General features: G+C 41.5%; 17 protein-coding genes. 9 read left to right on the top strand and 8 right to left on the bottom strand.

Translation table 11 applies throughout. The features are described from left to right. Positions 1 to 408: 408 nt before the first annotated feature. From WG905_RS17445 to WG905_RS17425, 5 genes are all read right to left on the bottom strand, one after another. On the bottom strand, positions 409 to 1,152 hold the full coding sequence (locus WG905_RS17445) for a metallophosphoesterase family protein (protein ID WP_339593036.1): 744 nt from the start codon (positions 1,150 to 1,152) through the stop codon (positions 409 to 411). 2 nt (positions 1,153 to 1,154) lie between these two features. Further along, a complete protein-coding gene (locus WG905_RS17440) occupies positions 1,155 to 1,913 on the bottom strand; it encodes a nucleotidyltransferase (RefSeq protein ID WP_339593035.1) in 759 nt (252 codons plus the stop codon). A gap of 42 nt (positions 1,914 to 1,955) precedes the next feature. Beyond that, positions 1,956 to 2,915, bottom strand: coding sequence for a hypothetical protein (locus WG905_RS17435; protein ID WP_339593034.1), 960 nt, complete (start codon positions 2,913 to 2,915; stop codon positions 1,956 to 1,958). A gap of 6 nt (positions 2,916 to 2,921) precedes the next feature. Further along, positions 2,922 to 4,361 carry an MBOAT family O-acyltransferase gene (locus WG905_RS17430; protein WP_339593033.1) on the bottom strand — a complete coding sequence of 480 codons (1,440 nt, stop codon included), beginning with the start codon at positions 4,359 to 4,361 and terminating at the stop codon, positions 2,922 to 2,924. A 215-nt stretch (positions 4,362 to 4,576) separates the two neighbouring features. Beyond that, entirely contained in the window at positions 4,577 to 5,506 is a 930-nt protein-coding gene (locus tag WG905_RS17425; protein WP_339593032.1) for a LysR family transcriptional regulator, read from the bottom strand. Positions 5,507 to 5,643: 137 nt separating this feature from the next. Here WG905_RS17425 and WG905_RS17420 point away from each other — a divergent pair, with 137 nt between their 5' ends. The 9 genes from WG905_RS17420 to WG905_RS17380 all read left to right on the top strand — a co-directional run bounded on the left by WG905_RS17420 (position 5,644) and on the right by WG905_RS17380 (position 20,180). After that, the gene (locus WG905_RS17420) at positions 5,644 to 6,297 is read left to right on the top strand and encodes an NAD(P)H-dependent oxidoreductase (protein ID WP_339593031.1); all 654 of its coding nucleotides are present in this window, start codon (positions 5,644 to 5,646) and stop codon (positions 6,295 to 6,297) included. Positions 6,298 to 6,360: 63 nt separating this feature from the next. Next, positions 6,361 to 7,401, top strand: coding sequence for an AI-2E family transporter (locus tag WG905_RS17415; protein ID WP_339593030.1), 1,041 nt, complete (start codon positions 6,361 to 6,363; stop codon positions 7,399 to 7,401). Between the two features lie 185 nt (positions 7,402 to 7,586). Beyond that, positions 7,587 to 9,722 (top strand): hypothetical protein, encoded by a 2,136-nt coding sequence (locus WG905_RS17410; RefSeq protein WP_339593029.1) that lies wholly within the window; start codon positions 7,587 to 7,589, stop codon positions 9,720 to 9,722. A 316-nt stretch (positions 9,723 to 10,038) separates the two neighbouring features. After that, entirely contained in the window at positions 10,039 to 11,322 is a 1,284-nt protein-coding gene (locus WG905_RS17405; RefSeq protein WP_339593028.1) for a sugar MFS transporter, read from the top strand. A gap of 4 nt (positions 11,323 to 11,326) precedes the next feature. Beyond that, positions 11,327 to 14,377: a SusC/RagA family TonB-linked outer membrane protein gene (locus tag WG905_RS17400; RefSeq protein WP_339593027.1), complete on the top strand. Its 3,051-nt coding sequence runs from the start codon at positions 11,327 to 11,329 to the stop codon at positions 14,375 to 14,377. Positions 14,378 to 14,381: 4 nt separating this feature from the next. After that, the gene (locus WG905_RS17395) at positions 14,382 to 16,082 is read left to right on the top strand and encodes a RagB/SusD family nutrient uptake outer membrane protein (RefSeq protein ID WP_339593026.1); all 1,701 of its coding nucleotides are present in this window, start codon (positions 14,382 to 14,384) and stop codon (positions 16,080 to 16,082) included. Positions 16,083 to 16,175: 93 nt separating this feature from the next. Then, complete coding sequence (locus tag WG905_RS17390; RefSeq protein ID WP_339593025.1) at positions 16,176 to 17,897, top strand: FAD-dependent oxidoreductase; 1,722 nt, start codon at positions 16,176 to 16,178, stop codon at positions 17,895 to 17,897. A gap of 6 nt (positions 17,898 to 17,903) precedes the next feature. Beyond that, a complete protein-coding gene (locus WG905_RS17385; RefSeq protein WP_339593024.1) occupies positions 17,904 to 19,436 on the top strand; it encodes a PQQ-dependent sugar dehydrogenase in 1,533 nt (510 codons plus the stop codon). After that, positions 19,437 to 20,180 carry an SGNH/GDSL hydrolase family protein gene (locus WG905_RS17380; protein ID WP_339593023.1) on the top strand — a complete coding sequence of 248 codons (744 nt, stop codon included), beginning with the start codon at positions 19,437 to 19,439 and terminating at the stop codon, positions 20,178 to 20,180. On the opposite strand, the gene WG905_RS17375 is transcribed toward WG905_RS17380, so the two are convergent. The 3 genes from WG905_RS17375 to pnuC all read right to left on the bottom strand — a co-directional run bounded on the left by WG905_RS17375 (position 20,181) and on the right by pnuC (position 23,289). Next, positions 20,181 to 21,398 (bottom strand): ROK family transcriptional regulator, encoded by a 1,218-nt coding sequence (locus tag WG905_RS17375; protein ID WP_339593022.1) that lies wholly within the window; start codon positions 21,396 to 21,398, stop codon positions 20,181 to 20,183. A 198-nt stretch (positions 21,399 to 21,596) separates the two neighbouring features. Then, positions 21,597 to 22,682, bottom strand: coding sequence for an acyl-CoA dehydrogenase family protein (locus WG905_RS17370; protein WP_339593021.1), 1,086 nt, complete (start codon positions 22,680 to 22,682; stop codon positions 21,597 to 21,599). Further along, complete coding sequence (gene pnuC / locus WG905_RS17365; RefSeq protein WP_339593020.1) at positions 22,672 to 23,289, bottom strand: nicotinamide riboside transporter PnuC; 618 nt, start codon at positions 23,287 to 23,289, stop codon at positions 22,672 to 22,674. Before pnuC ends, WG905_RS17370 begins: the two co-directional genes overlap by 11 nt. Positions 23,290 to 23,552: the final 263 nt, after the last annotated feature.

Raw genomic sequence — 23,552 nt, 5'->3', positions numbered from 1 at the left:
CATGAAGACAGGCCCTTTCTTTTTACCTGGTTTTTAATCCCTTATTCAATCATTGAGGATAGCTTAAGCATGATTTGCCTATCCATAAAAGAATCCTTAAAAATGGGTTGTACCAAGGCTTGATCCAGCAGGGGTTTGACTTCGGCCAACTACCGGATTTCCGCTACGAGGTCGGTAGCAGGTCCGGCGCAGGCCTCTGTTAGCCATTCACCGTTTTCAAGTTTTCCATGCCTAAACCTTAAGCTTAAATTAACCATGCTGTACAGCTTTATCTAATAATTGAGACTTTTCCTGACTTCAGCAGTAATTCCTCGGTTAATTGACAAATGTCAACAGCAGAATGACGCCTGTCAGCGGATTAACGGCAAAAACTAATGGTTATTGACAAATGTCAACGGATGAATTGAATCAAACTTCAAGTGTAAAGAAACCACAGGGGTGACCGCTTTTTAAAAGAATGGGGCGTGCGACATTGAATATTTTTACGCCGCCGGGAGCCTGGCCTTCAAGGGTACCTGAATGTGCATGGCCGTGAAATGCTGCCATTACATTTCTCCTGGTCAGGGGTTCTGCAAGTCTGGAAGAGCCAAGGAAGGGAAAAATGATTTCCGGTTCACCTTTAACCGTTTCAGAAACTGGCGAATAATGCATAATGGCAATCTTTTTTATCTGCTCATTTTCTTGATCTAACCGCGCAAGGGCACGATCCAGGTGAAGCGCTTCATCCACTGCTTCCTGTACAAAGGCTTTCATTGCACCTTCGCCAAACATCGACAGCATGTGCTTATCAAAGCCGCCACCAAATCCTTTCACTCCGGCGAAGCCTATGCCCTTAATAACAATAGATTCTCCATCAAGCACATGGATATTGCTGTTGATCAGCATCTGCCGGATAAGTTTGTGCCGGCCTTTTTCATAATCGTGATTGCCAAGCACACACACAATGGGAATAGAACATGGTTTTAATTCTTCAATCAATACGGCAGCTTCGCCTTCATCACCAGTATCGGTGAGGTCGCCGGCGATAACCAGGATATCGGCACTGGCCCCAATTTGTTTAAAACAATCAACCCATTTACCCTTATCGGTTTCCCTGACATGCAGGTCGGCCATTGCGGCTATTCTAATTGGTTTATGTTGTGAGTCTTCCATCGTTAAGTAGTTTTTATCGTACTTACCTTATAATTCCATAGTTTTATATCAACCTCATATTGAGTTTGATCAATAACTGGACCACGACAGACTTTTTCTACGCAGGAGGGGAGGTCATATTGTTCTTTGGCTCTTTCGATTAAATCGTCAAACAACCATTGGGGAATGATTTCCCGGTAATCTGCAGGATAAACAAACTGGAAGATCAGCAGTTGTGCGAGTAACAAGTGCCAGTGCTGATCCATTCTAAAGAGCAGCCGGTCCCAATCCAGCGTCTTTCCATATTTTAACAGAAGGTGGTTAACATCAGCACCATCGTATCTTTCGCGGTTCTGCACATAAAGCTTGCACCAGGTGAGTTCTTCAGCGGGAACATATTTAATGGAAATCCCCTCGTACTCGCCCTCAGCAGCATGCTGATACCAGGAATCATCTACTTTGCAAATATTGTTTACTGTGTCAAAAATGATATCAATATAATTTCCATCCTTTATTATTTTGGCGAGCCACCGCACATCTGTAAGTTCAGTCTGAAATCCTTTCTCGGCAAGCAGCTTCAGCATCTTTGGATATTCTGAAGCCTTACAAAAGATATCCAGATCTTTGATGTCTCGTTCAATTCCTGTGTAGTGGTACATGGCAAAGCCACCACCAAGCATAAAGTTTAAACCATTTTGTTGGAGAACCTTTAGAACCTCAGTATAAAATGCGGTAGTTTTTAATTTCTCCTCTTCTGAAGTGGCCATATTGTATAAGTACATATTGATTGACTTATAACAACCAAAAGCCCCCACTTTCTGTTTTTATTTGTTGAGTGCCATCTTTAATTTTGTTGAATTTAATTTGATGTGAGTCGTCAGGTAGGCACGGATTTGTTTAGCCACCTGATGGTGGCCATAACAAGACCAGTGGCCATCAACGCTGCTCACCGTCCAGCTTTTTTCATCACCTGCAGTATTTAAGGTAATAGACTTGAAACCTGCATTGTTGACCATGGTTTCTACTGTTTTGGATGTGCCCGGATGTAATACCAATACTATTTTTTCAAGTTCATAGTTTTTCATGCAGAATTCAAGGATGCTGTTTATGCTTTTTACATCCACTTCCTTCGTCTTTACTTCTGTGGTGGTGGTATGGGATTCTTTGTTTTTACTATCCACGAACAAAGGGAACCTTAAATATAAATAGTATAATACTTTACAGTTGTATAAAACTCTTTTTATCCCGGGGGCTTTCAGTTCACCATTTACAATGGTATTGCTGGTGAGGTTCAGCTGCATTCTATCTTTGAACCGGTAAGTAGCATCACTTTCATAGAAATCATCCTCAGCAATATAAATAAGATGCATCTTTGGCTTAATCGTCGAGTCCAGTAATTTTGTGATCTGCATGGCCTCAATAAAAGTGACGCCCGATCTGCCTGCTTCAAAGAATCCGAAATCCTTGAAATAAGATTTAAGAATGCTGCCTTGATTGCAGGAGATGGGGTTCATCATGTTTTCTATAAAGGAATCCCCAATGATGGAAATGATGGAGTCATTTTCAACATCAGCGATCCCCAGCCAGCCGTAGTTGTTCACCTCCCATTTTGAATTTGCCTTAGAATAGTAGCCCGTTTGCCCCGGAATGTACCGTTGTATGCCGGTATGGTCAACGTATAAGTGTGGTATGTCAGGCGTAAGTTGAAAGACCCTAACAATAAGCTCCCCTGCAATGGTGATAAATGTGATGAAAATGAGTATCCTGATGATAAATCTTTGCATGGTGTTTTAAAATTGAAAGTAAATAAATGCCTGTTCTTTTCCCTGGAAGATGAACATGAGCACAATGAGTCCAAAATATACCGACCAGCTAACCGATGTAGGAAATATTGAAATCTTGCTGATTGCAAAATTTCCTTCTCTTCCAAACCATTCAACGACGAAAAACAGGGCGACCAGCAACAAAATAATAAAGGCTGATTCCGGCAGCACTGGCATATGGAATAAGGAAGCAGAAAATATGCCCCCGATATATTGAAAAGCATGGGCAAGATCAGTAGCCCTGAAGAATATCCAGGCAAATACCGTTAAAGAAAAGGTGAGTAAAATCTGCAGGAAATCCTTCAGTGAAGGCAGTAATTTGCCCTTCGCCACAATATCTAAATTACTTCTGTTGGTGTTCAACAATATGGATGGCATGATATAAAGGGCATTTAATAATCCCCAAATGATAAACGTCCAGTTTGCACCATGCCAGAAACCGCTGAGGAAAAATATGATAAAGGTATTGCGGACTTTCATCCAGTTGCCCCCTCTGCTGCCCCCGCAAGGGATATATACATAATCCCTGAACCAGCTGGACAGGGAGATGTGCCATCTTCGCCAGAATTCCGCAATATCCCTGGAAAAATAGGGGAAGGAGAAGTTCTTTAATAATTCAATTCCAAACAGACGGGCGGTACCGAGGGCGATATCAGAATAGCCGGAAAAATCTCCGTAAATCTGGAAGGTAAAGAACAGTGCTCCAAGAACTAATGTGCTGCCAGACTGCTCAGCTGGATTGTCAAAAATGATGTTTGCGAAATAGGCACAATTATCAGCAATAACGATTTTTTTAAATAAACCCCACAATATTTGCCTCAGTCCATCAACGGCCCTTGAATAATCAAACGTTCGCTTTCTTTTAATTTGGGGTAAAAGATGTGTCGCCCGCTCAATGGGGCCAGCCACCAGTAGGGGGAAAAAACTCACAAAGAGGGAATAGTCTATAAAATCCTTTTCGGGTTTAATCTTTTCTTTATAGATATCGATCACATAAGACAGTCCGTGGAACGTATAGAAAGAAATACCGATAGGTAAAATAACATTTAATGTCCATGGATTGACTTGCAGGCCCACATTGGATAACGCTTCTGCAAAAGATTCAGAAAAGAAATTGAAGTATTTAAATACACCCAGAAAGCCCAGGTTAACAGAAACACTCAGCCAGAACCAAAACTTCTTTAGTCTTACTTTTGTTGCTTCTGCTATTTTAATGCCCGTATAATAATCTAATACCGTTGAAAAGATTAACAAAAACAGGAACCGCCAATCCCAACAGGCATAGAAGAAATAACTGGCACCTAATAATAAGAAGTTTTGAAGTTTAAGATTTTTTTGCAAAATAAACCAATAGAGCGCAAAGACAACAGGTAAAAAAAAGGCGAAATTGATGGAGTTAAAGAGCATTTGTTACATATTTAAAAGGTTAAACATCTGTTGAATCCCTGGTCTGTACATTTCTGTATAATTAAGTCTAATATACAAGTACCCGTTCAATAAAAATATTATTTTTTTTAAAAATAATGTTAACAAATACTTATTAAATGTTTTGGTTTATAAAGATATTGGTTGTAATTTGAAGCTGTAAAAGTGATATTTATAGTTTTAATTAAGTTTGTTAATTAAATAATCCGGGCTGAGCTGGCAGGCGCATCAGTTGCCATTTCCTTCACAAAGATTTCTTCTATTTGTCTTAATTCTTCTGCATAAATTGTTTTTTTCCTGGTCCCCAAATAGAGTGTGTTTTCAATCGTATGGTAGCCTTCCCATATCACTTTGATATTTCCACTGCTAATTTCTTTTTTTGACAAAAAATCGGGGACCACCGCAATGCCATGTCCACTGCTCAAACAGCGAACAATGGAACTCATATTGGGAACGATATAATTTGGTTTAAAATCCGGGCGTTTTCCAAAGTTAATATGCCAAAACCTTCTCAGGTGTTCCATGTCGCCTGTTGTACCATACCAGGTTTGTTGCCTCAACCACTGCTGTATGGCTCCAAGATCTTTATCTTTTAAAAATTGCGCCAAATCATCGGTCGCCGTATGCACGCCACCAATAACAATTATTTTTTCCTTGAAAAAAGGTTTGTATACTAAATTTTTATAATCACCTTTTTGCGGCGTAATGATGAGGTCAAGTATGCCATTGTCGAGGTCTTTTAACATTTCCGGGTAATCACCAAATTTAATGATGACGTTAAACGGGAGGGTAGGGAGATAAGATTCCAGTGTAAATTGAAAAGTTTCAAAACACATCCCGATGCTGATGGTTGCCATTTCTTTTTCCGTGCTTTTGTGGAAGTGCTGCTCTGCTTCTTCCAGTTTGCAAACTGCTTCCTGGATAAAATTATACAACACTTTGCCTCTTTCGGTTGACACCATTTTTCTGGAGGAACGGTCAAATAATTTATGGCCTACATACGCTTCTAAAGAACCTAAATGTAAGCTTACCCCTGGCTGCGAAATGTAAAGTAATTCAGCTGCACCGGTAAGTGAGCCTGTCTCATATATCGCTTTAAATGTTCTGAACCATTCGAGATTTACCATATTTTGTCATCATTATTATGATGTAAAGGTATAACTTATCTTATTTTAATTATAAGAAGGCGCCCCGTATTTTTGCAGTGATCAGGATAGCAGGTTGCTCATGATCATTTCATCATAAAATAAGAAAACGATAGGATATGAATCAACCAGAAAGAATATTTATAATTAATGGAGGCCAGATCTTTGAACACTCTGGTGGCCTTTTTAACAAAACCCTGTTTGAAGCTACACAGCAATTTTTTAGTAAAAGCCCTGGATACGAGATTCGATCAACGGATATCAACAAAAGTTATGATCCCCAGCAGGAAGTAGAAAATTATGTCTGGGCTGATGTCGTAATTTACCATACCCCCATATGGTGGTTCCAAGTACCGCATGGTCTGAAGAAGTACTTAGATGTGGTTTTTACCGAAGGACATCAAAAAGGTATTTATCGCAGTGACGGCAGGTCAGCTGCAAATCCAGCAATTAATTATGGTACTGGAGGTACTTTGCATGGTCGCAGGTACATGGTTACTTCTTCATGGAATGCTCCCGAAACCGCATTTACTTTGCCTGGTGAATTCTTCAACCAGCACAGTGTTGATCAAGGCCCTTTGTTTGGTTTCCACCGCATGAATGCTTTTACAGGAATGCAGCCTTTAGAGAGTATCCACTTTTATGATGTGGAGAAAAATGCTGCTATCGTGAAAGACCTGGAACGTTACAGGCAACATCTTCATCGTATTTTCGCCCCGGAATCAAAGGGGCATGTGAGTTTACTTAATCCGGAATTAACCGAAAAAATGTAGCTGGTGGTTAAAAACAATAGGTATTCGGAATTTGTTATAATCTTTCCGTGACCTCTACCAGAAATGATCTTAGAAAACAATCCGCCAACTGAAAAAACGACGAAAAAGGAATTAACTTATATTCAAAAAGTCTGGCAGACTGTAATTATAGTAGCCTTATTAGTGGTATTTATCCTTATTGCGAGGGTTGCTTTTAATGTGCTGCTGATGGTGCTAGCCGGCTCCCTGGTTGCCTTATATTTTCATGGTGTTGGAGATGCCATACAAAGGAACACCAATTTAGGGAGAAGGTTGAGCATGCTTTTGTCGATTGGTGGATCTTTTGTCTTTATAGGCTTACTGATGTGGTTCATGGGAACCAAAATACAAAACCAGATTTCCATATTAAACGACACTTTGCCCAATACCGTAAACGATGTGAAGTTGAGGCTTGCTGAAACACCCACAGGTCTTAAGGTACTGAATTATCTTTCTGGAGAGAATTCTGAGAAATTATTTAATACGGCACAACGTTTTTTTAGCACCAGTTTCGGGGTAATGGGAAACCTATACATCATCATCCTGCTGGGAATTTTTTTTACGGCCAATCCAAATCTTTATAAGGAAGGGATATTGAAACTGATTCCCTCCAGAAACAAACTCTTTGTAAGAAACATCATGGAACGCATCAGCCATGATTTAAAAGGCTGGTTAAAAGGAACCGTAATTGCGATGATCCTGATCACCATTTTAATCACGATCGGGTTAACCATTATGGGTATCCCTGTAGCGCTTGTTTTAGGCTTACTGACCGGCATCCTCAAGCTTATCCCCAATTTTGGATCTTTAGCGGCCATGATTCCCGGTGTGTTGCTGGCCCTCACAATAGGAACAAATACAGCGATAATCACTGCCTTAATATATATTGTATCACAAACTATTGTAAGCAGTATCATTACACCTATTATACAGGAAAGAATTATCAAATTACCTCCGGCATTAACTATTGTGAGTCAGGTCATTATGGGGACTTTGTCTGGTGCCTTAGGCATTATACTCGCAGTGCCTTTACTGGTGATTGTCATCATCCTGGTTGACGAGTTATATGTCAAAAAGATCCGTTGATTGGACTGATTCAGGCCTTCCATCACATCGCTAAATTTTATTAACATTATTAAGTAATTCTTAACGACTTATAAAATAATTTTAATATGTTTGTTTAGAAGGAATTTCGTGAGGGGTAGTTAACTACGTTGACTAAAGTAAAGATTTTGCAATAAACCTATACCATATAACCAAATATTACCTGAATGAAAAGACTTACAAGGAGCCTCTTTTTTATTCTCCTGATCATCTTTAGTGTAGAGAAATCTAACGCACAAGGGAGAAATACGAACATGATCATCTGCTCAGATGGCAGCAATGATATCGCAGCAATTTTAAAGGCAAATAATTTTAATTACAGGAACATTCCTGACCAGTTAGCTGCGGTAAAGGCGGCAAAAAATGGGTCAGGTGTGTTGTTTGTTGCTAATGACTATCCGCAGAAGCGCTTTTCCTTTGCAAAAGGGGTGCGTGAAATGATTGCAAAAAAGAAATTAAAGGTTTTTATAGAATTCCCGCAGTCTTATACAGACTTGTCTATTGGAAATGATACGGTTAAAACCCAATTGGAAAGAGCTGTTATCAATACCAGTCAGATCAATGGAATTGATTCTTTAGACCTGATCGGCATTCACAATGCTTACGTGGTAGAGTCGACAGCTAAAAACCCGCTGATCATCGTTGCTAAAGTTGCTGGTTTTGATAACGCGCAGTACGGCATCAGTGATGTTAAGCCAGCGCCATTATTATTTAAGCAGGGTAATGTGCTGGTCGCAACCACGCGTTTAAGTGCATCAGTTACTTCCAGGTTCGGGCCGGTCGATCACCTGAAACCGGTATGGCAGTATATTTTTAAATACCTTGATCCATCGGTTAACTGGCAGTTTCCAAACTGGCCTCTACAAGTTAAACCGATGCATGAGGCTGCAGGGAAACTTTCTGAAAACGATTATAAGAATGCCATTCAAAAAGGAACAGACTGGTTTTATAAAGGTAAATTTTTCGTCCATCCAGAGTGGGAACCACTTTTTCTAAAAAGACAAGGTGATGGAAGTGATGTTGCCGGGCCTCCTTTAAGTCAGACATTGCCAGTTGGCGATGGAACTTTAGGTGTGCTTGAAGGGCATCTTTCCCGCATACAGATGGATGGTTCGCAAATATACAGGTATTGGATGCGTGCAGATTGTAATGCAGAAGTGGCTTATGCCTTAAGCGCGGTAAGTGATACCTCTGCCAAACAAAGGCAGGTTGCAGCAAATCTGCTGGATTATATTTTTAAAAAATCAAACCTTCGGGGAGATCAAAGAAACGATCCAGCTTCTGCTGCTTATGGCTTAGTTGGCTGGAGTACCACCCATCCACATGTTTTATATGGTGACGATAATGCCCGTGTAATACTGGGCGCTTTGGGTGCGGCAGCACATTTAAAAGATGGAAGCTGGGATAAATATATTGCTGAAGCGATCATTGCAAATTTCAGGACATCAGGTAAAAACGGATTTCGTGGAGAACGTTTGGAGCAAGCCAACCTGATAAAGGCAGGCTTACAAGCGATCAATGATAATGATATGGTCAATCCTCATCCGCATTTTGAAGCCTGGATGTGGGCCTGTTATCTTTGGTTATATGATAAAACGGGTCACAAGCCTTTCCTTGATCAATCAAAGAAAGCGATTGCGCTAACCATGGAAAAATACCCGAGCTGGAAGTGGACAAATGGCATTCAACAGGAAAGAGCCAGGATGATCTTGCCTTTAGCCTGGTTAGTACGTGTGGAAGATACTCCGCAGCACAGACAGTGGTTAGCCTTAATTGCCGACAGGTTATTAGAAAATATGGACTCAAGTGGTGCAATTCGCGAGGAGCTTGGCGCGGCAGGTGATGGACGATATGGGGCTACAAAATCTAACGCTGATTATGGTAAGCACGAGGCTCCGTTGATTGCTGTCAATGGTGATCCTGTAGCTGATATGTTATATACTACTAATTTCGGCTTTTTTGCCCTTAATGAAGCAGCGGCAGCAACCGGTGATATCAAATATAAGGATGCGGTAAATAAAATAGCTGACTTTTTAGTCAGGATACAAGTGGACAGTAAAGTTCATCCGGATCTGGATGGCGGATGGTTCAGGGCTTTCGACTATAAACGCTGGGAATATTGGGCTTCTAATGCCGATGCAGGATGGGGCGCATGGGGAACGTTAACTGGCTGGACTCAAAGCTGGATCGTTACTACATTAGCCTTGCAACAAAAAAATCAAAGTCTTTGGGAAATCTCTAAAGAATCTAAAATAAACGGCGAGGCGAAAATAGCTATTAAAGCGATGCTGCCTGGAAAGTAAAATACGAAACAAAAAAAGGTTAGGTTAAGCGCCTGACCTTTTTCAAAATAAAACACGGGATGCGTTATTAATAAATTAAATTTAAGTGTATTACGTTTTTAAAATATTTTATTATATTTAACTATTGAACCACAATCAACCTAACCAATTAAACCCAGACCTATCGAAATGACTTTACCTTCTTTCACGACCTAGCTTGTTATTTCCACATTTTAAAGTGGATTAAGCTACAACTCAATCAACACATTTAGTTACCATCAGGATCAGTAAAGATCATGGCATAACTATGCCCTTAATTTATCAATTCAATTAAAATATGGCAAATATCCCTGTGCAGGCATCGGTTCTAGAAGAACCTTCTACTGTTGTAAAGCCGAATTATAATTCTGCATTAATATCCCTGGCTGTTTTGTATTTTATGATGGGTTTTATTACCTGTTTAAATGATACATTAGTCCCTTTTTTTAAGCAAGGATTTACTTTAACTTATTCCCAATCTGCCTTAGTTCAATTTTATTTTTTCCTCACCTATGGTATTATGTCAATACCTGCAGGAAAAATAGTGAGCAGGCTTGGTTATAAAAATGGAATGGTACTGGGATTTTCCATTGCGGCATTCGGTGCATTTTTATTTTTCCCTGCAGCCGTTATGCATCAATATTATTTATTTCTGGCCGCCTTGTTCGTCCTGGCAATTGGCATAGTGATACTGCAGGTGGCAGCAAACCCCTATATTACGGTTCTAGGTCCGGCAAAAACAGCCTCCTCCCGGTTAACCTTAATACAAGGCGTAGGTTCAATTGGAACCACTGTCGCCCCGCTGTTTGGTGCTCACTTCATTTTATCAAAATTACATGATTCCAGCTCATCTAGTGATGCCGTAAAATATCCTTACATCGGTATTGCAGTATTATTAGTGGTCATCGCTTTTGTGGTTTACCGGATTAAGCTTCCCCAAGTGAAAACTTCCGGGGACGTAACCGTTGGTGCGGATACCGGAAAAGATAAAAGCATCTTTTCATTTCCCAACCTCAAATTTGGCGTGTGGGCATTGTTTTGCTACGTAGGAGCGGAAGTATCAATCGGAACTTTTTTAACCAATTATATCGCCGATGTTTTGTCGGTAGCAGAAGAACAGGCAAATACTTATGTGGCATTTTATTGGGGAAGTATGCTGGTGGGCCGCCTGGTGGGTGCGCTGGTTTTGAAATCATTGAAACCTTCCGTGATGCTGAGCTACAGTGCCGCGCTGGCTATCCTTTTAATTGTTTTATCCGTGAGCACAACCGGGATGCTGGCCGTATGGTCTATGATTGGCATCGGGTTATGCAATTCCATCATGTTTGCTATTATCTTTTCCTTATCCGTAGAAGGTTTGGGGAAACAGACCACCAAGGCATCCGGCATTTTATCTACGGCAATTGCAGGAGGGGCGATCATCTCTTATTCACAAGGATTATTGATCGACCATTATACCTGGATCATTTCATTTATGCTCCCTTTAGCATGCTATCTCTATATATTATTTTATGGCATTAAAGGGTATAAACCCACGACCGCAATTCAGCAAACCACATTAAACCTAAATACTAATCAATAATCTTATGAAGAGATTAATCTCAAAAAAATGGCAATGGAGCTTTTTGCTCTTGTTGGTTGTGAGTATCCTGCAACAACCTTACGCTTGGGCGCAGACTCAAGCGCTCAGCGGAAAAGTAGTCGATCAGCAGGGAGTACCACTCCCAGGTGTTAATGTTTCCATAAAGGGGACAAAAACCGGGATGACTACCAATGATGACGGGCGTTTCACGCTGTCATCCACACAAGAAAACAATACGCTTGTCTTCACTTTCGTGGGCTATCAAACTCAGGAAATTGCTGCCAGGAGTGGCGCAAACATTACTGTCACCTTGTTAGAAAATAACGAGCAATTGGGTGAAGTAGTGGTAGTGGGTTATGGTACGCAGAAAAAAGTTAACCTGACAGGTTCCGTATCCGTGATCAGTGGAAAGGCCTTAACAGAGCGTCCTGTATCTTCCACATCCCTTGCTTTACAGGGTGCAGCGCCAGGGGTTACCATCAGGCAACAATCGGGTGTTCCCGGTGGTGATGGTGGAGGAATTAGTGTAAGGGGAGTTGGATCCATGAGTGCGGGTTCCAATCCGCTGGTCTTGGTCGACAATGTTGAAATGAGCCTGGATGCCATAGATCCTAACAGCATTGAAAGTATTTCGGTATTAAAAGATGCAGCAGCATCGGCTGTTTATGGATCACGTGCAGCAAATGGTGTTATTTTAGTAACGACCAAAAGAGGTGGCAACGGCGTAAAAGTGAGTTACAATTCAAATTTCACGAAACAAGAGGCTGTAGATTTACCGGTAAAAGTTACCGCATTAGAGCACATGCAACTTTGGGATGTAGCACAGGCCAACAGTGGTTTGCCTTTAACTTTTACGGCTAAGATTGCAGAATTTCAAAATCTTGGAGCGGATAATTTTTCACGGTTTGATACAGATTGGAAAGCATTGGTATTAACCAATAATGGATTAATGCAAAACCATAACCTCAATGTATCCGCCGGCACAGAAAAGATCAAGATTTTTGCATCGGGCGGGTTTTTAGATCAAAATGGATTAACAGCCAATACAAATTACAAAAGGACAGATCTGCGTTTCAATACCGATGTTGCCTTAACCAGTAAGCTATCAGCTTCCATGGACCTGGTATTGAATAAAAGTGACCGCAACTGGCCTGGAAACTCTTCGCCAACGGCTATCATCAGGTATATGCTTGGTTTGCCAGCCACTGCGCCGGGAAGATTTGACGGCGGTGAATGGGGTGAAGGCTGGTCGAATACCAACCCTGCAGCACAGGCAGCAGACGGAGGATTTGAAAAATTCGTCACTGATAGCCGGATCATCAGCGGAACGCTAAACTATAAACCGCTTGATGGTTTAGAATTGCTTGCGAATTACAGTTCAAATTCAGCGGTTTCCCGTAACCGGAGGTTACAAGGTCAATATGATATCTATGAAGCTGATGTGGCGAATAACCAGTTGAAGTTCGCCAGGTCATGGCCGCTCAACAACGCCATCACTGATAACTTTGGTCAGACTAAAATAGACATGTTCCGCACGCAGGCTACTTATACCAAAGCCCTTGGCGTTCATAACTTTAAAATATTAGCGGGTTTTTCTACAGAACAAATGTCAACAGGCGGTGTGAATGCCACCAGATTGAATTTAATCTCTGAAGATTTCCCATACCTCAATGCAGGTGATGCCATTGGACAGTCGATGACTGGTGGTATCAACGAATTAACTATGGCATCCGTTTATAGCCGTTTCAATTATGACTATAAAGAAAAATACCTTTTGGAATTAAATGGCCGTTTTGATGCTTCATCACGTTTTATTGAAGAAAACTGGTGGAATCTGTTTCCTTCAGTATCTGCCGGATGGAGAATATCGAAAGAAGACTGGTGGAGTGGTTTATCGAACGTGATCAATGAAGCCAAAATCAGGGGATCTTATGGTTCTCTTGGAAACCAGGCTTTATCCGGTTATTATCCTACTTATACCAACTATAGCACAGGGTCAGCCTATGCTTATTATTTCAATAACGTCCTGAATTCCGGTTATGCATTGACAACCGCTGCTAACCCCGGAATCCAATGGGAAACCTCTAAAATATTAGATATTGGTGCGGATTTCTCCATGATGAATAACCGGCTGAATATCACTGCTGACTATTTCAGAAGGGATATTACGGATATGTTGCAGCCGGATCTTATTCCAGCCTATGTAGGTTTAGGTGCTCCATTCATCAATATGGGGACCATGAGAAACACCGGTTGGGAATTAAGCCTAGCCTGGAAAGACAAAATAAGAGATTTTAGCTACCAGCTGACCGCTAATCTATCAGATGTTAAAAATGAAATCACTGACCTTAAAGGGCAGGAAAAGATCGCTGGATCCCGGATTTCAAAAGAGGGATATGCCTTTGAATCTTATTACGGTTACCAGGCTGATGGTTTATTCCAAACCCAGGCAGAGATAGATAACGGGCCATTTCATTATGCAACCACCAAACCAGGTGATATCAGGTACCAGGATATCAATGGCGATAATAAGATCGATGCCAATGACCGCGCCGTTCTGGGAAACTATTTCCCTCGTTATGAATATAGCTTTAACCTTGCTGCACAATTCAAAGGATTTGATTTTACAGCCTTTTTTCAAGGTGTAGGACAAATGGAAAATTACCTGTCAGGCACGGGCACACAACCCTTCTATTCGGCAAGTTTCCAGGGTAGTATGTTTGAACACCAGATGGATTACTGGTCGCCGGAAAATACAACTGCCGCTTATCCTCGATTAACGGCTAACAGCAACACCAATAATTACCAGACTTCTTCCTACTGGATGGGTGACGCTTCATTTCTGCGCTTAAAAAATGTGGTATTGGGCTATACCTTGCCTGCAGCAGTAACTAATAAAATTAAGATTGCTTCTGCAAGGATTTATGTGAGTGGGCAGAATTTAAAAACATGGAGCAACTATTTCCCTGGATTTGATCCTGAACAAAGAGATACAGCTGGAGAGTTTTATCCGATCATGACCACTTATACTGTTGGTTTAAACGTTAATTTTTAAGAAAATGAGAAAGAATAAGATATTATATATCACCTGCTTGTGTTTTTCTTTAGCAATTACAAGTGGATGTAAGAAATTTTTAGATAAAGAACCGCTGGAAAGTCCTTCCCAAGGAACATTTTTAACGAATGAGAAAGCAGTAAATGTTTCCCTGAACGCCCTTTACCGCTCTGTTAACTGGGATTTTGGCCTGGTGCCTTACCAATCGGCAACAGATGCCTGGACGGATCTTGCCATTTTAAGGGCAAATGATTTAGGAGAGGGAATCTTTGATACTTATAATTCTCATCCTCTCAGTATCTGGAGGCAAGCCTATATTACGGTTCAACGTGCCAATACCATTTTAGAAGGAATGGAGCCGAATAGAGACAAGATTCCTGCAGCAGCCTATGACCGTATGCATGCTGAAACACGCGTATTGAGGGCCTGGGCTTATCATTACCTGGTGTTTATGTTTGGTGATGCGCCTTTGATTACGAAAACCCTTACTCCAGCTGAGTTTAAGACACAGGTACGCACACCAAAAGCAGAATTGGTTAGTTTTATTTACAAGGAACTGGATGAAGCTGGTGCAGTACTGGCCTGGGCACCGACCGAACGTGGAAGGGTGAGCCGCGCCATCGCATTGGGATTAAAAGCCCGTACGGCACTTAATAACAAAGAATATCCCTTGGCAAAAACAACAGCCAAACAAATTATCGATAACGCCAACTTAAGTCTAAACCCGCAATTTAAAGATCTGTTTACCCGCAGTGGTCAGAAGCCTAATGCCGGTGGTGAGATCATGTTTGAGATTTTATACACGGATGCTGAAGTATCAGCACGTACCAACTTACCATTGGGTAACGCTTCGAGAACTGCCGGCGGACAATCGGGCAGGTTCCCTGCGCAGCCTCTGGTAGATATGTTTGAAGCAACGGATGGTAAACGTATTGATGAATCAGCTGTTTATAATCCTCAAAAACCACGTGAGAAACGTGATTTAAGATTAAAGTATACGGTTGCCCTTCCTGGGGATACCGTGTCCATGAACCTTGCCACTTTTGTATATGATATCTACAGCAATAAAACGCAGATTAGAGGCGCAAATGGTACCTGGGCGGTGGGAACTAATTTAGACTTTGATAACGCCTTCGGACCAGCAAAAAGCGGTGTTGGCTATTTATGGTCTAAATACACCATGACAGATGAGAATGCATTTGCATCAAAGGTGAGTTTCATTTTAATGCGCTATGCGGAGATCTTATTGACCTATGCCGAAGCGAGTATAGAGAGCAATACCATCGATGCGCAAACGATTCAAGCGATTAACTTAGTGAGGGCAAGGGCAAAACAACCAGCCGTGGAAGCTGCCATTCAGAACGACCAGAATGCATTGCGCAAATTGATCAGAAGAGAGCGTACGGTAGAATTGGCTGTGGAAGGCTTCCGATGGTTCGATGTGCGCCGATGGGGTATCGCTGAATTGATCATGCCTGGGAAAGTAGTTGGAATTTCCAAAAGTGGAACAGCCTTACCGCCGGTACCAAATTTTAAAACTAGCGCAATACATGATTTGAATAGTATACCAAATTACACAAATCAACTTGATCAACGTTTTACCAGGGAAACCCGCTTTTGGTTTCCGAGGTTAAATTTACTTCCTGTGCCGCAGGCTGAACGTGATATCAATCCTAATCTTACTCAAAACGAGGGTTGGAATTAAATAACCTCGATTAGCATAAATAACACATAAAGCCGTATCATAGGTGCAATTTGACCTATGATACGGCCTATTCAAAAACAAGAACACACCTAAATGAAACGTAGAAATTTTATTGAGCTGCTCACCGTTACTGGTGGAGCAGTTGTTACCGCATCTCTAGTGAATCTTCCGGCAAAAGCCCTCGCAGAAGTTAAAAGTTCGACCACCGCAAAAGGTCAGGAAAGTTTAACTGCTGATGTAGTCATTATTGGTGGCGGCTTAGGTGGCTTTGCTGCGGCAATGGCTGCATTGCGAAATAACCAGACCGTAATTCTTACTGAAGAAACAGATTGGCTCGGCGGACAAATTACAAGCCAGGGGGTACCTCCTGACGAACACATGTGGATAGAAACCCATGGTGGCACACAATTATACCGTGATTTTAGAACTGCTGTCCGTGAGTATTATAAGCGTAATTATCCCTTAACAGCTGAAGCCAAGAATGACCCTGTGCTAAATCCCGGCAAAGGAACGGTATCGCGTTTGTGTCATGAACCAAGGGTAGCAGTTGCGGTACTAAATGATATGCTCGCTCCATACATCAGCTCCAAAAAGCTTGTCCTATTGCTGGAACATAAAATCCAGTCGGCTGACGCCAAAGGGAATAAGGTAAATTCGGTGATGGTAAAAGAATTAAGGTCGGGTAAAATGAAATTGTTAACCGCACCTTACTTTGTCGATGCTACAGAGCTTGGAGATTTATTGCCGTTGACAGGAACTGAGTTTATTACCGGCACGGAATCAAAAAAGCAGACAAATGAATTGCATGCACCTGAAAAGGCAAATCCAAATAGCAACCAGGCATTTACCATGTGTTTTGCTATAGATTATGTACCCGGTGAGCGTCATGTAATTGAGAAACCACGTGATTATGAATTCTGGGCCAAACATGTTCCTGATTTAGAACCTGCATGGGCAGGCAAATTACTTGCATGGCATTATTCGGATCCCAGAACTTTAAAACCGAAGAGTTTAGGATTTGATCCTGAAGGTCGCCCAACCGGCGACTTGTTAAACCTCTTTAACTACCGCAAAATCATCAACAAGGATAATTTTAAAAAAGGAACCTACAAAGGCGATATCACGATTGTAAACTGGCCTCAAAACGATTATATGTTGGGTAACCTGGTTGGTGCTTCAGAAAAAGATTTCAACAAACATGTGGACAGTGCCAAACAATTAAGTTTGTCGCTTCTTTATTGGATGCAAACCGAGGCACCGCGCCCTGATGGAGGTAAAGGATGGCCTGGGATACGCCTGCGTAAAGATATCATGGGCACTGAAGATGGACTGGCAAAATATCCTTATATCCGTGAATCCCGCAGAATTAAAGCTGTTTTCACTGTCCTAGAAGAGCATGTGGGTTTTGAAAACAGAGCTACGGTCGCTAAAACCAACAAGCCTACAGCAGCACATTTCTACGATAGTGTAGGAACGGGTTATTATCATATTGATTTACATCCTTCATCCGACAGGGTGAACTATGTAGACTTTCCATCTTTACCTTTTCAGATTCCTTTAGGGGCTTTATTGCCTGTAAGAATGGAGAACCTGATACCTGCTAATAAAAATATCGGCACCACGCATATCACCAATGGTTGTTTCCGCCTGCATCCCGTAGAGTGGAACATCGGTGAATCTGCAGGTTTGTTGATCACTTTTGCTAAAAATAAAAATGTGTTACCAAGGGCGGTGCGTGAGAATAAGGAATTATTGAAAGAGTTTCAGCAATTTATCGGCTCAGAGGGGGTCGAAATATCCTGGCCAAAAAAATAAAACATCATGAAATTTAGCCAGCCCCTGTTTCTACTTCTTTTATCCGGATTTTTCCTTCAAACAATGGGGTGTAAAAATCAGGAGAAAGATTTTGGAGAGGAAGAGATCTTTGCCATTGATTCAACGATTTTAAGTGTGAGTGTGATTGCTGCACATTTAAACGTTCCCTGGGATATTGCCTGGGGCCCTGATGAAAGTATATTTATGACGGAACAAAGTGGTACGGTATCACGAATCAATGTCCGCACTGGTGAAAAACAACTGCTACTGAACATTCCGGAGGTGTGGCGCAAGCGTACCTCTGGCTTGTTAGGGATGGCTTTGCACCCTGATATGAAAAACCATCCTTTTGTATTTGTGGATTATACCACCAGAAAAGGCAAAGACAGTGTGATCTTTACGAAGCTTGTCCGCTATAACTATGAAAATGACACCTTGACCAATGCCAAGGTTTTATTGGAAATAGAAGGGGCACAAAGTCATAATGGCTCCCGATTAGCATTTTCTAAGGACGGGAAATTGCTTTGGGCTACCGGCGACTTACAAAAAAAAGGTTATGCACAGGATTCTACCAACTTGTTTGGTAAAATTCTTCGTATCAATATTGATGGCTCTGTACCTGCTGATAATCCGATTAAGGGAAGCCTTGTTTATGCCTGGGGTTTTCGCAATATGCAGGGATTGGCGGTGGCGAGAAATGGTAATATATTCACTTCTGAGCATGGCGATGCGTTGGAAGATGAACTTAACCTGATCAAACCACTGCAGAATTATGGCTGGCCGGAGATAGAGGGCTTTCATGATCAGCCGCAAGAACAAATCATCGCCGGAAAGCAAGCCCGATCGGAGCCTGTAAAATCATGGACACCCACAATTGCTCCTGCCGGAATTGACCTGTTTGAGTCCATAGCGATTCCCGAATGGGAGAATTCTATACTGCTCACTACCTTGAAAGGTAAGGCTTTGAGGGTACTGCAGTTAGGTGCGGACGGTCAGGCTATTTCTGCTGATCGTGTTTACCTGGAGGGCAGGTATGGCAGGTTAAGAGATGTTTGTGTGTCGCCTTCAGGGGATATTTACATCTCCACAAGTAATCAGGATTGGAACCCGTCGCCCGGTTTTCCAAAAGAAACTGACGACAGGATCCTTCGCATCAGAAAAGTAAGAACGTCAAAAATGGAGGCTGCTGATTTAAACAAACAAGCTTCCCTGCAGAAGAAAAAGCCCGCAGGACTCTTGCTGTATAATCAATATTGTGCGTCCTGTCATAAAGAAAACGGTATTGGCGTTGAGGGAACTTTCCCACCGTTACTTGGCGCCAAAAAGGTGTTGGGGAGTAAATATGACTTAGCAAGCATCATGCTAAACGGCCTCCCGGCTCCAGGTATGGTGAAAGACAAAAAATATGAACAAAATATGCCTGCATTTAATTTCCTGACAGATTTAGAAGTGGCTGAAATTGCTACCTATATCAGAAGTTCGTGGGGAAATAATTCTACCGCAGTAAGTGTCGCTGATATTAAAAAAGTTAGAAAATAGATGAACAGTTTTTTAAACAAAAAAGGGTATGGTGCACTGCTTGTCTTCATGGCATTAAGTGTAATCAGCAATGCCTCCTTCGCTCAATTTAAGGTACTGAATAAAGGGATTGCAGGTAACAATACGCAGAACCTGCTTGCACGCATTGACAAGGATGTTATTTCTGAAAAACCTGATCTGGTCATTTTAATGGCGGGAACCAACGATATGGTGAACTCCAGAAAAATGATTGCCTACGATCAGCTGGAGCAGAATTATCGGCAAATTATGGAGAAGCTGCGCGCTAATCATATCACCATTGTCCTGATGAGTCCGCCACCTGTTGATACCGGCTACCTGTTTTTGAGGCATGATCCTAAATCGTACAGTGAAGATCCAAACGCTAAAATTGATTCCCTGAACAAGCTCATCAAAAAACTATCAGAAGTCAATAATTCACATTTCATCGATCTCCATGCGGTATTTAAGGCTGCGGGTTCCCCAAACCGGACGGTAAGTTCGCTCACCGTAAATGAAGCCAATATGGGTCTTGCCGATGGCATACATCCCACGAAGGAAGGTTATGAATTGATCGCAAACACCATTTATACCTATTTACAAAAGAACAGGCTGTTGAGAAAGAACAGGAAGATCATCTGCTTTGGTGACAGTATGACCTATGGAAGTTTTATGAAGAACGCTGGAACGGTGGAAGGAGAAACTTATCCTGCAGCCCTAAAAGAATTATTAGAAGGAACGCCTTAATCATTCATCCCTAAGGGTGAATAAGCGATTTCTGACCAATAGGCATGCCCCAACTACACCAGCACGTTCACCAAGTTTGGATACTTTAAATTTTGTATCCGTACTCACTATGTTTAGTGAGTACTTGTTAATGGCGCTTTTAATAGCCAGTTGAATGTATTCATCTGCATTGGAAAGGATACCCCCAATGACAATAAGTTCTGGATTAAAGATGTTGATCAGCAAAGCAATTCCTCTACCTAAGTTTTCCCCGATTTCTGAAATGAGCTCTATCGCAAGCATATCATCGTTCTTTGCCGCCTGAATGATGTCTTCCAGCTGTATGTGTTCGGGTTTTTTATAAATAGAGGATACAGACCCTTTTAGCAACCGTTCTCTAAAAATCCTTTTCAGCGCCCATCCCGATGCTTCAGTTTCCAGGCAGCCTTTTTTTCCGCAATGGCAAATGATCTCATTTTTAAAGATGGGCATATGCCCGAATTCGCCTGCGAAGCCAGATTTTCCATAATAAAGTTGCCCGTTCAGCATAATTCCCATTCCTAAGCCATAGTCGAGGTTCAAGAATAACACATCCTTTTCATCATTGACCACACCAGAAGAAAATTCTCCAAAGGCCATTGCTCTTGAATCATTTTCTAAAAAGACCTTTATACCGAGTGAAGCTTCCAGTATTTTACTGAGAGGTTCTTCACTAAAATGGAAGAAATTATAACTATGTCCGGTGGCGTTATTGATGCGGCCCGTTAAATTTATTCCAATCCCCAAGATCTTATCTTTTGGGACAGGAAGACTGTTAATAAAATTAGAAATTAAGGAGCACAACTCATCTAATGACTCTTGTGTATTGTTAAGCTCGTAGGGTTGCCGTTCGGTGTATTGAATGATGTTCTTTTGCAGATCAGAGATTCCAATATTTAAATGATTGGTTTTAACGTCTACCCCTAAAAAAAAAGCAGATTCAGGAACCAGGCCATATATACTTGGCTTTCGACCCCCGGTAGAATCAAATTTCCCATAATCTTTAACTAATCCATCTGTAATCAGGTCGTTTAATATACTATTTACCTTAGGTGCACTTAAAGTAAGCTGTTTACACAAGTCGGCAATGGTGGAATTGCCGGTGTTGGCGAAAAAAGATAGGACTGATTTTTTAATGTTAATATTTTTGTAGGCAACTCCGGTTAGGTTTTCGTTATTTAATTCTTGAAAGAAGGTCATTTTAGGCTTTATATAAAGTTTACTGTCAGAAGTTGAACTCCATAAGTTCCTACAGCCAGCCAGTTGGTTTAGGATAACAAGATAAGAAATGCATCTTGCTCAGCCAAGACATTATTAAAGTATCCCTCAAAAGAATATCATTGGGTTTAACCGCTAAAGCGTTTTGGAAAAAGGTTTGTAAAAGTAAATCGATGCCGGCTACTCAAAGGTTAATAATGAATGCTGACTGGCGGTGTGAAGATCTCTCCAGACCCTGTTGATTTCAGTTTCCTTTTTTGCAGCTTCTAAACCACAGTAGGGAAACAAATCATCGGCTGCCCTGCGCGAACAGTGTGCCAGTTTACGGCTTATTGCACTAACTGCCGACAATAATTCCGCTGTAATGACCCCGTTATCAATGAGCTGAGCCCAGGACTGATCAAAAATAGTGTAAAATTCTTCTCTCACTAATTTAACTTCACTTTCACAACGGCGGAGTTCTTTCTCGAAAAAAGATTTTTGATCATCACTGTATCTCTTCTGGCCAGAACGCCTTGTAAATGAGTCTTTTGTCAGGTTAATGAAGTGCTGCGCCATGCCGAGGCTATTGACTGCCAAAGTTGTTTCAGCAAGCTGTAAAAAAGGATAGTCGAAGCCAGGTGTTTTAACCTTGATGTGTTTGTTGATTTCAAAAGTTCTGTTTCCTGGGACGATGACGTCCTCGACTGTAAAAGAATGACTTCCTGTGGCCACCAGTCCAAAGTATGACCAGCCTGAAAGAACCGTTACTTCGTCCTTTTTTAGAATAAAAGATTTAACCTGCGGATTGCCGTTGTCGTCAGGAAGATCTTCCCCGTTTGAATTTTTTAATACACAATTAGCGGTAAAGATGGTCGCATGCAAGGCTCCGCTCGCATAGTTCCAGCTTCCATTGATCAGGTAACCATTTTCATGTTGTATAGCTGTGCCAGAAACAGCGCCACTGCCGGCAAAACACACCTTGGGGTCAGCGAAAACCGCTTCTGCAAGTTCAGGATTTAAAAATCCGGCAAACCATCCAGCGCCACTGCATAAGGTAACTGTCCACCCGAGGCTGCCATCCGCGGCAGATAAGGCTTCTTCCAGGCGGAGTATTTCTGGTAACATCAAACCTGGGCCACCATAAACTTCCGGTACAAAAAGCTTGAACCAATGATGATCATAAGCCAGCTTTAAAAGTTCAGGATGCAGTTCTCCCATTTCTTCAGATCGTCCTGCATAATCGCTAATGATTTGTAAGGAGGTCTTGCTTAAACTATTGCCCATGTGATAATTTTGTTTTTAACGTTAAAGAAGCCACTCCAAGCTTGCGTTTCCATTCCAGGAAACCAAAAATGGCAACTATAAAAAGAACGGTTGTTAACACGGCGAACATGGGCAGCTTTTTTTGGATCAATAAGGGGATGGCGAAGAAATTTGAAATGTTAAGGAATATCCAGTTTTCTATTTTACGTTTAGCCAGAAGCCACATCCCTGCCCATGCAGTAGAAGAGATAAATGCATCCCAGACAGGCACATCAGAGTCCGTAAAGTTTTTCAGGAATAGGTACAGTAATAAAAATCCTCCTGTAGAAATAAGGATCGCAATTTTAAGTTCTTTGTTACTGCACCAGCTGATGTCAACTATTTTCAGGGTGCCGCGCTTACGCCAGGCAAGCCAGCCATAAACACTCATCACCAGGTAATAAATGCTCAATAAAGTTTCTGCGTAAAGGCGTACATTGAACATCATGTACATGGATAGCAGGATAGCGATAATGCCCGTTGGGTAAAGCAGGATGTTATTTCGTTTTGCTAAAAGCACTTGAACGACTCCAAAACCAACAGCAAGCCACTCGATGAGGCCGGTATGAACGAGCTGTTCTGTAAACATGAAGTACCAATTTTTTATTTCCATATTTTCTTACATTATCATCAGCCGCTGTTTCTATCAGCAGCATAAAAAATAAGGTAAGGTGGATTAACCAGTACTTACCTTTCCTAACTGGCATTATCCGGTCAAGGTTCTACGGGTTTGTTCTCAGCCTTACAGTATGGCACCCCGAGGTTGTTGAAATTTTAGATTTCTGGACAAAGGTAACAATAAGTTTTATAATAGCCGATTTCCCTTTATTACCTCATCATTTGTTAACAATT

The organism is Pedobacter immunditicola (assembly GCF_037482985.1).
GTDB classification, from domain to species: Bacteria; Bacteroidota; Bacteroidia; order Sphingobacteriales; family Sphingobacteriaceae; genus Pedobacter; species Pedobacter immunditicola.
Note: the sequence above shows the minus strand (reverse complement) of the source record. Positions and strands in the feature narration are given on the sequence as shown.